General features: G+C 68.4%; 10 protein-coding genes. 6 read left to right on the forward strand and 4 right to left on the reverse strand.

Annotated elements, in window-relative coordinates; translation table 11 throughout:
* Positions 1 to 36: 36 nt before the first annotated feature.
* Positions 37 to 2,562 carry a leucine--tRNA ligase gene (gene leuS / locus ACLD0U_RS07185; protein WP_206549653.1) on the reverse strand — a complete coding sequence of 842 codons (2,526 nt, stop codon included), beginning with the start codon at positions 2,560 to 2,562 and terminating at the stop codon, positions 37 to 39.
* A gap of 131 nt (positions 2,563 to 2,693) precedes the next feature.
* Positions 2,694 to 4,043, reverse strand: a complete 1,350-nt coding sequence (pabB, locus tag ACLD0U_RS07190) for an aminodeoxychorismate synthase component I (protein WP_410340180.1) — start codon at positions 4,041 to 4,043, stop codon at positions 2,694 to 2,696.
* Positions 4,044 to 4,085: 42 nt separating this feature from the next.
* Here pabB and ACLD0U_RS07195 point away from each other — a divergent pair, with 42 nt between their 5' ends.
* Genes ACLD0U_RS07195 through ACLD0U_RS07205 form a run of 3 tightly spaced genes read left to right on the forward strand, consistent with a single transcriptional unit; the run spans position 4,086 to position 6,691 of the window.
* Positions 4,086 to 4,769: a DedA family protein gene (locus ACLD0U_RS07195; RefSeq protein WP_206549652.1), complete on the forward strand. Its 684-nt coding sequence runs from the start codon at positions 4,086 to 4,088 to the stop codon at positions 4,767 to 4,769.
* 13 nt (positions 4,770 to 4,782) lie between these two features.
* Positions 4,783 to 5,814 (forward strand): App1 family protein, encoded by a 1,032-nt coding sequence (locus tag ACLD0U_RS07200; RefSeq protein WP_206820325.1) that lies wholly within the window; start codon positions 4,783 to 4,785, stop codon positions 5,812 to 5,814.
* A gap of 7 nt (positions 5,815 to 5,821) precedes the next feature.
* A complete protein-coding gene (locus ACLD0U_RS07205) occupies positions 5,822 to 6,691 on the forward strand; it encodes a 3-methyladenine DNA glycosylase (protein ID WP_410340181.1) in 870 nt (289 codons plus the stop codon).
* Between the two features lie 13 nt (positions 6,692 to 6,704).
* Here the strand turns inward: ACLD0U_RS07205 and ACLD0U_RS07210 are convergent, their stop codons facing one another.
* Positions 6,705 to 7,688 (reverse strand): glycoside hydrolase family 3 N-terminal domain-containing protein, encoded by a 984-nt coding sequence (locus tag ACLD0U_RS07210; RefSeq protein ID WP_410340182.1) that lies wholly within the window; start codon positions 7,686 to 7,688, stop codon positions 6,705 to 6,707.
* 285 nt (positions 7,689 to 7,973) lie between these two features.
* Here ACLD0U_RS07210 and ACLD0U_RS07215 point away from each other — a divergent pair, with 285 nt between their 5' ends.
* Positions 7,974 to 9,104 (forward strand): calcium:proton antiporter, encoded by a 1,131-nt coding sequence (locus ACLD0U_RS07215; protein WP_410340183.1) that lies wholly within the window; start codon positions 7,974 to 7,976, stop codon positions 9,102 to 9,104.
* Between the two features lie 68 nt (positions 9,105 to 9,172).
* The gene (locus tag ACLD0U_RS07220; protein WP_179410609.1) at positions 9,173 to 9,550 is read left to right on the forward strand and encodes an HNH endonuclease; all 378 of its coding nucleotides are present in this window, start codon (positions 9,173 to 9,175) and stop codon (positions 9,548 to 9,550) included.
* A gap of 13 nt (positions 9,551 to 9,563) precedes the next feature.
* Here ACLD0U_RS07220 and ACLD0U_RS07225 read toward each other — a convergent pair whose 3' ends face one another.
* Positions 9,564 to 10,235 carry a TetR/AcrR family transcriptional regulator gene (locus tag ACLD0U_RS07225; protein WP_206549647.1) on the reverse strand — a complete coding sequence of 224 codons (672 nt, stop codon included), beginning with the start codon at positions 10,233 to 10,235 and terminating at the stop codon, positions 9,564 to 9,566.
* A gap of 133 nt (positions 10,236 to 10,368) precedes the next feature.
* Here ACLD0U_RS07225 and ACLD0U_RS07230 point away from each other — a divergent pair, with 133 nt between their 5' ends.
* The gene (locus tag ACLD0U_RS07230; RefSeq protein ID WP_410340184.1) at positions 10,369 to 13,092 is read left to right on the forward strand and encodes an Ig domain-containing protein; all 2,724 of its coding nucleotides are present in this window, start codon (positions 10,369 to 10,371) and stop codon (positions 13,090 to 13,092) included.
* The last annotated feature ends 95 nt before the right edge of the window (positions 13,093 to 13,187 follow it).

The raw sequence follows: 13,187 nt of genomic DNA on the forward strand, positions 1-13,187 counted from the left end.
CGTGGACAAGCAGCGGCAGTACAGCATCTGTGTGTGTCAGCCCTTGACGGCGAAGTTCACGATCTTCGGCGCGCGGACGATGACGCGGACGATCTGCTTGCCCTCGAGTGCACGCTGCACCCGCTCATCGGCGCGGGCGAGTGCCTCCAGCTCGGTCTCCGAGATCTTCGCCGGAACATCGAGCGTGGCGCGCACCTTTCCGCCCACCTGAACGGCGCAGGTGATGGTGTCCTCGACCATGAGCGACGGGTCTGCCTGCGGCCACGTCACGAGGCCGACCGACGGCTGGTGACCGAGGATCTCCCACATCTCCTCCGCGGTGTGCGGGGCGATGAGATCGAGCATCACGGCGACCGTCTCGGCAGCCTCGCGCACGGCCGGATCGGCGGCGCCTGCTCCGGTGTCGATCGTCTTGCGGACCGCGTTGACGAGCTCCATCAGCCTCGCGACGAGCACGTTGAACTTGGTCTGCTCGACCAGTCCCGGAGCTTCGGCGAGCAGGTGGTGAGTGACGCGACGCAGTGCGGCGTCACCGCCGTCGAACGAGGTGCCGGGAGCCGTCGCGACGTCGGTGGCGACGCGCATGGCACGGGACAGGAACTTCTGAGCGCCGGTCATCGAGACGTCGGCCCAGTCCTTGTCGTCCTCCACCGGCCCGGCGAAGGCCAGGCCCACCCGCAGCGCGTCGGCGCCGAAGGCTTCGAGCTCTTCCTGGAACAGCACCAGGTTGCCCTTGGACTTCGACATCTTCGCGCCATCGAGGATCACCATGCCCTGGTTGATCAGGCTCGAGAACGGCTCGGTGAACTCGACCAGGCCCATGTCGTACAGCACCTTGGTGATGAAGCGTGCGTACAGCAGGTGCAGAATGGCGTGCTCGACGCCGCCGATGTACGAATCGATCGGCGCCCAACGGCGCGCCTGCGCCGGGTCGAAGGCCACCTGGTCGCTGTTCGGCGACAGGAAGCGCAGGTAGTACCAGGAGCTGTCGACGAAGGTGTCCATCGTGTCGGGGTCACGCAGCACGGGCTCGCCCGTGCTCGGGTCGACCGTGCGCACCCACGCTTCAGCGGCGCCCAGCGGCGAGCTGCCCTTGGGCGACAGGTCGAGTCCTTCGACGCTCGGCAGGCGCACCGGCAGCGCCGACTCGTCGACCGGCACGACGTCGCCGTCTTCGGTGTGCAGCATCGGGATCGGCGTGCCCCAGAACCGCTGGCGCGAGATCAGCCAGTCGCGCAGACGATAGTTCTTGGCTGCGCGGCCCAGACCGTCCTTCTCGAGGCGCTCGATCTGACGCGCGACCGCCGTGCGCTTGGAGAGGCCGTCCAGCTCACCCGAGTTGATCATCCGGCCCTCGCCGGTCAACGCGATACCCGTGTGCGACGGATGCTGCTCATCGAGGGTCGCCACAGCGACGCCGTCGTCATCGGTCTCGATCACCGGGATCGTGCCGGTGACGGGCGCGGTGGTGTCGACGACGACCTTGACCGGCAAGTCGAAGGCGCGCGCGAAGTCGAGGTCACGCTGGTCGTGCGCCGGCACCGCCATGACAGCGCCATGACCGTAGTCGGCCAGCACATAGTCGGCCGCCCAGATGGGCATCCGCTCGCCGTTGACGGGATTGACCGCGAAACGCTCCAGGAACACACCGGTCTTGGGGCGGTCGGTCGACTGACGGTCGATCTCACTGGTCTTCTGCACCTGAGCGAGGTACTCGGTGAAACGCTGCTGCACCTCGGCCGGGGCATCCGCCGCCAGCTCGGAGGCGAGATCGGAGTCGGGGGCGACGACGAAGAACGTCGCCCCGTGCAGCGTGTCGGGCCGCGTCGTGAACACGGTGACGGGCTCGTCACGCCCCTCGATGCGGAAGTCGACGTCGGCACCGACCGAGCGGCCGATCCAGTTGCGCTGCATCTGCAGCACCTTGTGCGGCCAACGGCCCTCGAGCTGGTTGAGGTCGTCGAGCAGTCGGTCGGCGTAGTCGGTGATGCGGAAGTACCACTGCGTGAGCTTCTTCTTGACGACCTCGGCGCCGCAGCGCTCGCAACGGCCGTCGACCACCTGCTCGTTCGCCAGCACGGTCTGGTCGTTGGGGCACCAGTTGACCGGGCTCTTCTTGCGGTACGCGAGCCCGCGCTCGTACATCTTCAGGAACAGCCACTGGTTCCAGCGGTAGTACTCCGGGTCGGAGGTGTGCAGCACGCGCGACCAGTCGAAGGACACGCCGTACGACTGGAACGCCGACTTCTGCTGCGCGATGTTCTGGTAGGTCCACTCCCGCGGGTCGGCGCCGCGACGGATCGCGGCGTTCTCGGCGGGCAGACCGAACGAGTCCCATCCGATCGGGTTGAGCACGTTGTGCCCGCGGTGGCGCCAGAAGCGTGCGACGACGTCGCTGTAGAGGTAGTTCTCGGCGTGCCCCATGTGCAGATCGCCCGAGGGGTACGGGAACATCGCCAGCACGTACTTGCGCGGACGGTCGTCATCGTCGCCGCCGGCAAGGAACGTCTCGTTCTCGGCCCAGTACTGCTGCCACTTGCGCTGGATGTCGTGCGCGGACATCCCCTCGGTGGGCTCGGCGGGTGATTCGGACGAGTGCTCGGACAAGGAACGACCAATCTGACGATGCGGAACGACCCGGAAATCGGGCGCTTCCAGGGTATCGCGAGTTGCCGTCCCGCCGAGACCGGCGGTCAGGGCAGCAAGCTCGCCCACTCGTCCGGAAGCCGCACCCCCAGCGCCGCCAGCGGGGCGCGCGCCTTGGTCGCCACCTCGGCCGTCTCGGCGTCGGGCCGGGAGAGCCAGGTGATGCCGCCGCCGGCGCCGACCACGGCGTCGTCGGGGCCGATCACGATCGAGCGGATCACCATCGCCAGATCCACCCTCCCGTCCAGACCGACGTGTCCGAAGCACCCGGCGTACACGCCACGGGGTCCCTGTTCGAGCTCGTGCAGGATCGTCATCGCCGACAGCTTGGGGGCGCCGGTCATGCTGCCGGCGGGAAACGCCGCTTCGCACAGCTCGCCGAAGGTCACCCCGGCGCGTAGCCGAGCGCTGACGGTGCTGACCAGCTGGTGCACGGCCGGATAGCTCTCCACCTGCCACAACCGGTCCACGCGCACGCTGCCGGGATCCCCCACATGCGAGAGGTCATTGCGCATGAGGTCGACGATCATCACGTTCTCGGCACGTTCCTTGACGTCGGTGCGCAGCTCTTCGGCGAGTTGAGCGTCGAGTTGGGGCGTCGCACCGCGAGGCCGGGTGCCCTTGATCGGACTCGTGGAGATCTCGCCGCGCTCGACCGCGAGGAACTGCTCGGGGCTGGCGCTGAGCAGGAAGCGATCCCCCACGCGCAGGTAGCCGCCGTGGTGCGCCGGAGTGGCCGTGCGCAGGCGGCGGTACACCGTGAACGGGTCATCGGGCCGCGGCGAGGTGAACCGCGTGGTCAGGCACAGCTGATAGGCGTCGCCGCGCTCGATCGCCGCCCGGCACCGCTCGATCGCGGCGGCATAGTCGGCGACGTGGTGGCGCGCATGGGCGGTGATGCCTGCCGCGGCGGGCAGGTCGGGCAGCGGGGGTGCCGTTTCGAGCGCGTCAGCCACGGTGCTGCGCCACGCGCCGACAGCATCCGCCGCGCCGAGCGCGAAGATCCCACCGGTCGCGTGGTCGACGGCGACGGCGTGCGTCACAGCGATCCATGCGGGGGCGTCGTCGGATGCTGCCGTTGGCGCCCCGCAGGCGGCGGCGCCCGTCTCATAGGGAAGCCACCCCACCCATCCGCCATGGAACGGAACCACTGGCTCACGAATGTCCGCGTCGCTGTTATTCCCGCCGAGCGGCACAGCATTCACGACGTCGGGGTCGTCCTCGATCACGCCGGCGCCCAGAATGCTCCACCCGTCGCCTGCGTCGGCCCCGGCATCCAGCCAGAACGCCGCCCGTTCGGTGCCGAACAGCCCGTGGAACAGCGCTTCGACGTCCAGGGGTGAGGTCTGCGGCTCATCGACGAGCGGCAGGACGGTCAGCGGGGTGGGTACAGGCACGTTCACAGCGTAGAGCCCGGGTGCACGTTCTACGCTCGTGGTGTGGACGACTTCGTGCAATGGGCCATCGAGATGGTGCAGTCGGTGGATCCGGTGCTGCGCACGGTGCTGGCCGGGATCGCGGTCATGCTCGAGACGAGCGTGCTGATCGGTCTGATCGTTCCCGGCGACACGGTCGTGCTGGTGGCGTCGATTGGCGTCGCCTCGTGGACCGAGGGCATCATCCTGGGGGTCACGGTGATCGTCGGCGCGCTCATCGGGGAGTCGATCGGGTTCTGGCTGGGCCACTGGGTGGGTCCGCACATCCGCACATCCTGGTTGGGGCGACGCATCGGCGAGGACCACTGGATGCGGGCGGAGCGCTACGTGCTGCGCCGTGGCGGTGTGGCCATCTTCCTCTCCCGGTTCTTGCCGGTGCTGCACTCGCTTGTCCCTCTCACGGTGGGCATGAGCGGCTACGCGTACCGGCGCTTCATCGCGTGGACTCTTCCCGCATGCGTGCTGTGGACCGCGATCTACGTCGGTGTCGCCGCGACGGCCGCCGGCAACTACGACGAGCTGTCCGCGCGCGTGCACAACGCCGGGTACATCTTCGTCGCGATCATCGTGGCCCTTCTGCTGGCCGTCGTGATCGGCAAGAAAGTGCTGCACCGCATCGAGGCACGGCACATGGCACACGACGCCGACGCTGCGTCCGCCGAGGAGCGACCGCACACCGAACCATGAAAGACTGGAGCTGATGTCACCCGCAGCAGCGGCCAAGATCCACTGGTTCGCACGTCTCGAACACCGCATCCACGTCTGGCGCGAACGTCGCGCACGCCGGCGTGGCCGTTCGGTGACCGTCGTGCCCTTCCCCGGCTACGGCGGATCGGGCTGGGTGCGCGTGGTCGGCCGCGTGCTGATCGTGCCGCCCTCGCCGGCCAGTCGGCGCCCGGAGCGCGTCGGGGTGCGCGGCTGGCGTTCCTTCGCCAGCATCCCGATCAGCTTCGCGTCGGTGCGCGTGCAGATCGGCGGACGCAGCCATGACGTCGTCGCCGATCGCGGCGGAGTCATCGACACGGTGCTCGAAGCCGACCTCGAGCCCGGGTGGCAGACGTTCACCATCTCGGTCGAGGGACAGCAGCCGATCGAGGCGACGGCGTACATCGTCGCCGACGACACCCGCTTCGGCGTCGTGTGCGATGTGGACGACACGGTGATGGTCACCGCCCTGCCGCGGCCGTTCATCGCCGCCTGGAACTCGTTCGTCGTCAACGAGCACGCCCGGCTCCCCGTGCCCGGTATGGCGGTGCTGCTCGATCAGCTGCGCCGCGACCACCCCGGGGCACCGGTGATCTACCTCTCGACGGGCGCCTGGAACGTCGCGCCGACACTGCGGCGATTCCTGAGCCGCCATCTGTTCCCGGCGGGCGCGATGCTGCTCACCGACTGGGGCCCCACCCACGACCGCTGGTTCCGCAGCGGTCGCGAGCACAAGACCACCAACCTGCGACGCCTCGCCGAGCAGTTCCCGGACATGCAGTGGCTGCTGATCGGCGATGACGGTCAGCACGACGAGAGCATTTACGCGCAGTTCCAGCAGGAGCATCCGTCGTCGGTCGCAGGCGTCGCGATCCGCCGGCTCCTGCCCGCCGAGGCCGTCCTCGCGGGCGGCCGCACCCCCGGAGTGCCCCACCAGCCCGGCCAGACGCCGTGGGTGAGCGCCCAGGACGGCGCCGGACTGCGCAAGAAGCTCAGCGAGGTCGGCATCATCGACTCCCCGAGCTGAGCCGGCCATGCGCACGACCGTCACCAGACTCACGCGCGACGAGTGGACCGCGCGCGCAGCGGCCCATGCCGAACGTGCCGACGCTCTCACCGCGGCGCACCGCGAGCGCGCGCAGCGACGCGAGAAGCACCCGGTGCACGACTTCTTGTTCACGTACTACGCGTACAAGCCGTCGCAGTTGCGCCGGTGGCATCCGGGCGCCGGGGTCACACTCGCCGAGGCGACCGAACGCGCCGAGTGGCGCTGGTACCGCGCCGGCGACGCGCCGGGCGACGTCGTCCCCGACGACACTGCCTTCCGCGCCGAGAAGCCGCAGCTCGCGGACCTGATCGAGCGGATGCTGCGACGCACGGCCGCGCGTCCCGCGCAGTTCGGGTGCTTCGGCCTGCACGAGTGGGCGATGGTGTACCGCACCGCCGAGCACCGGCATCCGATCCCGCTGCGCCTGGGGGCGGATGGAACGGATGCCGTCGTCGAGGCGAATGACCTGCGATGCACGCACTTCGACGCGTTCCGGTTCTTCACGGACGATGCCGTCCCCCGCAACCGGCTGGCGCTGACCCGAGAGTCGCAGCCCGACCTGGAGCAGCCCGGGTGCCTGCACGCCGGGATGGACTTGTACAAGTGGGCGGTCAAGCTCGGTCCGCTCGTGCCGGGGGACCTGCTGCTGGATGCCTTCGAGCTGGCCCGCGACATCCGCATGCTCGATATGCAGGCGGCTCCCTACGATCTGTCGGCCTGGGACGTGCAGCCGGTGCCGATCGAGACGGCAGCGGGCAAGGCCGAGTACGTGCGCCAGCAGCGCGTCTTCGCCGAACGCGGTGCCGCGCTGCGGGCCGACCTTCTGACGGCCTGGCTGGGCGAGGCTACCGACTGACGCGTGACCGTCCTCACTCGGTGGCGTCAGCGTGCTGCATCCGCAGAGCCATCACACGTTCCGCCGCATCCTGCAGGCGCTCGGAGGGCAACCGCCCCTCTTCGACCGCCGCGATGATGCCCGACACCATCTCCGACGCCGTCTGGGGCGTCGAGCCCGCCACCATCAGCACCATGTCGTTGCCGGCGGCGAGCGCGGCGACGGCGTTGCCGACCGGGTCGGCGTATGCTGCGACACCGGACGAGAGCAGCATGCCGAGGTCGTCGGTGATCATGACCCCCTCGAACCCGAGTTCGTCTCGGGCGATATCGTGCCAGCGCGCCGACATCGAGGCCGGTGCGGCATCGATGTCGGTGAAGGCGAGGTGCCCGAACATGAGCAGTTCTGCGCCCGCCTCGATTCCGGCGGCGAAGGGCTTGGCGTCGCTTTCGCGCCACTGAGCGAGGGCGAGCGCGGTGGTCGGGATGCTGTGATGCGAGTCGCCCGGTGCTGCGCCGTGCCCGGGAAAGTGCTTGAGCGTCGAGTACACGAGCCCTTGTTCGCCTGCGACGGCCGCCGCCGTCCGGTCGGCCGCACCGTCGGCATCCGCGCCGAGGGCACGTGAGGCGATGAACGACCCGGCGTCGGCGGGCACGTCGGCGACGATCCCGAAGTTCACGTTCGCGCCCGCCGCGGCGACCAGCGCGGCCCGCTCAGCGAAGACGCGGCGGGTCTCGTCGGGAGCGGCGCGTTGCAGCGCCCGACCGGCGGGCAGGTCATCCCAGGGTAGCCGCGAGACGACGCCGCCCTCCTGGTCGATCGCGATCAGCGGAGGCAGCGCGGGGTCGATCGTCAGCGCGGCGCTGAACGTCTGCACCTGCTCGGGGCCGGCCGTGATGTTCGCCCCCATCAGCAGGAAGCCGCCGAGACCGGACTGCATGTAGGCACGAGCGGCGTCCGGATCATCGGTCGGGATGTGCCCCATCACGACGCTGGCCGCACGCTCGGCGGTGCTCATCCCTCGTACGGCTTCTTCGACCGGATCCGGCGTCGGCGTCGGGGTCGGTGTCGCCGTGGGCGTGGTGCTGGGAGACGCCGATTCCCGAGGCGGGACGGTCGATGCGCAGGAGACGGTCAGCACACCCGCGATCAGAGTGACCGCCATGGCTCGGAGAAATCGGCGGCCCATATCTCGAGGGTAGCGGTGAGGGTGCGTTGCTACAATCGCGGGGTAGGCGACCCGCGGGACGACCCGAGGGCGATGATCAGAGCTGGGACGACCCCGCAGATTCGGCTTCTCCCGATGTTCGCATCCACTCTCGTCCGTACCGTCCTGACACCGGTCGCGCTCCTGCGTCTCGGGCTGAGTTGGGGACTCTTCGGCACGCTACTGGTGCTCTCTCCCCTGCTCACCGGCCCTCTGCCGGCGTTCGTGCTCTGGCCCGTGCTGCTGCTCATCATCACGGTGATCACCGTGAGCGCGTTCGGCGTCGTCACCGAGGCCGAACACCTCGCCCGGCGACTCGGCGACCCGTATGGCACGCTCGTGCTCACGCTGTCGATCGTCCTGATCGAGGTGATCCTCATCTCGGCGGTGCTGCTGGGGCCCGGTGAGCACCCCACGATCGCCCGCGACTCGGTGATGGCCGTGTCGATGATCATCCTCAACCTCGTCGCGGGCACCGCTCTGGTGGTCGGCGGGCTGCGGCACGGGGCGCTCCGCGCGAACGGAGCCGGGGTCTCGGCGTACGTGGCGATGCTGGTCGTCCTGTTGGCGACGGCGTTCGCGTTCCCCGCACTGATCGGCTCCGGCGGCACCTATACGCCGGCACAGGCCGTCCCCGTGATCGTGCTGACTCTGGGACTCTACGTGTTCTTCCTCGTGCGACAGATGGGCGCGCAACGCGGTGACTTCCAAGAGATCGGCGCGTCCGCGGCATCCGAGACGCATGCCGGCATCCGCGAGGTGATCCGCCGCCATCGGGGTGAACTCATCGCCCGCACCCTGCTGCTGATCGCCACGGTGACACCGATCGTGTTGCTGTCGCACGACATGGCGACGCTGCTCGATGACGGGCTCGAACGCCTCGGTGCGCCTGTCGCGCTCTCCGGCATCCTGATCGCGATGATCGTGTTCCTGCCCGAGACGATCACCGCGATCCGCGCCGCTCATGCGGGCGAGCTGCAGCGCGTGAGCAACCTCTGTCACGGCGCGCTCGTCTCGACGGTCGGGCTGACGATCCCGGTCGTGTTGGCGATCGGCATGCTGACCGGGCGACCGATCATCCTCGCCGAGAGCCCCGCCGCTCTGGTGCTGCTGGGGGTGTCGATGCTGTTGACCATCGCGACGTTCCTGGGTCGCCGGACCGGCGCCCTGCACGGGGCCGCCCATCTGATGCTGTTCGTGATGTATGCGCTGACCGTGTTCGCCTGATCGGAACAGTGAGCGGCGCACCGTCCCGGTAGCCATCCGGCCCGCCGCACCCGCGGTACGGTGACCACATGCGTCGTCGCCGTACCGTTCCCGCAGCCGCCACGTCGACGGCCGCGCGCGCCCGGTACGCGAAGCGCCGCCAGCGCCGCGTGGCGCGTGCCGACAACGACCTCACCGCTGAGCAATGGGAGACGCTGCGGGACGCATGGGGCGGGTGCGCCTACTGCTCAGCATCCGACGTCGCCGTGCAGCGCGACTGCATCCAGCCGATCTCGCGCGGCGGCCGCTACACCTTCACCAACGTGGTGCCTGCGTGCGCGTCGTGCAATGCCAGCAAGAGCAACGACGAGGTCACGGCTTGGCTGCGCCGCAAGAAGCTCGACGAACGGATGTTCCTGCTGCGTCACGCCGAGATCCTCGGTGCGGCTCGCGCTGCGGACCAGTGACGGCGGTGCCGGCCTACGACGGGCCGGTGTCGGCGCGACCGGCGAACGACTCCTGAACCGCGAGCTGCTGTAGGCGTTCCAGCGTTGTGGGAATGGGATCCGCTGGCCCTCCGAGCATCTGTGTGTGCACGCGCAGGCCCGGCAGCAGGAAGCTCAACTGACGCGCACTCATCATCGTGCGGGCGGGCTCCGGGAACACAGACAGCACGCCCAGTTGCGCGACCATCGTCACGAGGTCAACCGCCATCACGTCCGCTCGCAGATCGCCCTGCTCCTTCGCCCGCTCGACGTGCACGTTCAAGCGCTGCTCGAGATCGTGGCCGAGCGTCGAAGCAGGATCGATGCGCGCCATACGGCGCGCGGCCGCGGCGAACGCCGGGTGCGCGTTCATCATCGCCACCGAGCGCTCGAGATAGCCAACGACTCCCGCCCAGCCATCGGGTGCGTCCTCGAGCGCATCGAACACGGCCACGAACGCCTCGTATGTGCGCTCATACAGAGCGCGAACAACGTCATCGTGTGTCGGAAACCGCCGATACACCGTAGCCACTCCCACACCGGCCTCATGGGCGAGGTCATTCAGCGAGAACTCGAGCCCGACATCGGCGAACAGTCGTTCGGCCGCATCGAGGATCAGGCGCCGACTGCGGGAAACCTCAGGGCGCGGACGTTGCGGAACGCTCATGCGATCTGACGATAGCAACAACCGCGAGACCCCTGAGGGCGGAGCTGGTCGTTGACGCGCCTCAGCCTAAGTGATAAAAATTATCCACATAGCGCCAGGCGTGATCACACACAGACAGCGAAGAGGTGGATCGATGACACAGCGACATGTACAGGGGCAACGGCTTCTGCCCCCGCCGATACGGCGAGCGCTCGCACTGTGTGTGGCCGTTGCCGTCGTGGCGGGGGCGCTGACGACCCCGAAAGCGGCGTGGTCCGACACCACGGCGGCCAACATCGTCCCGGGCCAAGGCATGGAAGTCCTTTCGCACTTCAGCACCGATGACCCCACTCAGCGTGACTGGAATCCGACCGTGTCGATGCGGGTAGGCGCAGAGGACCTCGCCTCGCAGTACGTGCGCATCGTGCTGGAGAACGGCCAATGCTTGACCGACCAGTGGACCTACAGCAACGCCAACTACTTCGGCGACCGCGTCTGGGATCACATCGGACAGACGTGTTCATCCGTCAACACCAAACAACAGTTCATGATCATTCCCCTGGCGCAATCGCCTGCGGGCGACAGCACCCCCTCCGAGCACCAGTTCCGCATCGTGAGCGTGGCGAGTGGAAAGTGCTTCTTCAGCCGCTATGACGGACTGAACGGCTACGGCAACACCCTGCCGTCAGACCCGCGCGCCGCCCAGACGCCGATGCGCGGGTTCATCGAGTGCGGCGCCGACCACTACCTGAAGCCGAACGCATTCGACACGCCGGATGCCATCCGCGTCAATGTCGATCCCAAGGCCCAGTCCTTCGGCATCTACAACGATGCCCAGGACTCGGCAGGACTCTGGGTGCACTGGTCCTGGTTGCTGAAGCGAGCGATGGCGCAGGGCGCGTTCGATTGCGTCGCCAGCGGAGGGGCAACGTGCCAGGTACGACTGCCAGGGTCGACCGCATGGTTGGCTCCCAGCGACTCCGCGATCGCCGCTAGCGGCGTGCAGACAGAACGGCTGCTCGGGTGCGGCGCACCGAACGGCCACGGTCCGGCGTTCTTCCAGAACAACGGCCCGAACGAGCAGGACCACGCGGTCAGCACCACTATGACGAGCAGCCACTCGAGCACGACGAGCGATACGCATAGCGGCTCGATCAGCATCGGCGTGAGCGGCGGGGTGAAGGATGTGTGGGAGGCGAGCACCGAGGTCTCATACACATACGAGCACGAGACGGCGACAACCGAGAGCGATTCAGTCTCTCGGACAGTGGAGGACACCGTCAGCATCCCACACGGCTACTACTTCATGTACTCGTGGAGCGGCACCGTGTACACGCTCGAGGGCGACTGGAAGTACAGCCTTCGTGGCAACGACACGGGATTCATCTCACATGTCAGCTCGTCCTACCCCGCAAGCGTCGGCGGAGCCGACATGCAGACGGTTACCGCGAATGTGACTCAGACCAAGAAGAACTGCTACGCCGGGCCGAAGGCGGTCAACGACGCACTCCCCGTGCTCGCCGGGACGTCGGGCGATTGCGCGTCTGATACTCCGGCCAGACCCACCGCGGCGGTCGGCGTCCTCGTCTACGCGTGCCCTGGCACGTGGGACGTTCCGCCGCCCACAGCGCCCGAGGGTTCGAGCGATCCGGTCTGGGGCTACCAGTGGTACTACGTGAACGAAGAGGGAGCCCATACCGACATTCCCGGGGCAACGCGGGCTTCGTACGTCTTGCAGGAGGAGTCGTTCCTTGCCGCGCACCGCTTTCTCGGCGTGCGCGTAACCGAACTCGGTGACGCATATCGGATGGAGTCTGAGCCGGCGACCGTTGCCGCGAGCCTTGATCTGCACCCAGAGTCCGCGTCCACCAGCGCTGCTCCCGCCCAGCCGACCGCCGCGTCGTTCTCTCGCGCACTGATGAGCGCCGAGCAGGACGGTTCCGTGGACCGGATGCTGGTGGCGGATGCTGATCTCGCAGGCACGCCCGCCGACGGTAGCGGTGTCGATCTGAGCGTGACCGCGGGAACGCTGCCCCCGGGGCTCACGTTGGCTCCCGATGGACACCTCACGGGTGTGCCGGCGGTCGCAGGCGAGTTCGCGTTCACAGTGGGCAACGCCGCAGGCGCAGGCGAGGAGGCCGACTTCACGTTCGTCGTCCACCGCACCACTGCGACCTTTGCCGACGACTCAGTGATCGCCGCGACCCTCGGGAGCATGCTCACTGCCGACCTGATCACCACGCCCACGCCAACGCTCGACCTCGTGATCATCGACGGCGCACTGCCCGACGGTGTCTCGCTGGACTCGTCCACGGGAAGGCTCGAGGGGACACCGCAGCACGCCGGCACCAGCCGGTTCGTCGTCGCCGATCGGGCTGACCCCTTCGCCACGCCACGTGAGTTCACCATCGAGGCGGAATCGGCGCCGTCCGCACTCCACACGCGACCGCTCATCGAGCTTGTCATCGGCGAACCGCATCGTTCACCGCTGGTCGACTCGCCGGGGCACGGCGCGCTGTTCGGGACGACGGCTGAGACCGCCGACCTCGGGGGCCTCTGGATCGACGCGAGCACGGGTGAGCTCGTGGGCACGCCGTCGCGAGTGGGTGAGTACGCGGTAGCGCTGACCGACATCACCCGTCACGACGCAGCCACCGAGACGTATGCTGTGCGCGTCGTCGCCGCCACGGACCCTGACGATGGCGGTTCGAGCGGAGACGAGCCGAGCACCCCGGAGCCCGCAACCGACTCGGACCAGGAGCTGGCTGCGACGGGCACCAGCATGGCGGGCGCCACCCTTGCCACGGCACTGGCGCTCATCTTGTTGGTCGCAGGAGCCGCCAGCATCCTCATCGCGCGACGGCGTCACAGAGCCTGACGGCGCGACGCCGCCCCGCACGCCGGAACACGGCGCGGGCCTGATTCGACACATCCGCCGGATCAGGCCCGCGTTCGGCATCCGTCGCGACCGCC

Origin of the sequence: Microbacterium sp. 2216-1 (assembly GCF_046507855.1) — a bacterium.
Lineage (GTDB): Bacteria > Actinomycetota > Actinomycetes > Actinomycetales > Microbacteriaceae > Microbacterium > Microbacterium esteraromaticum_C.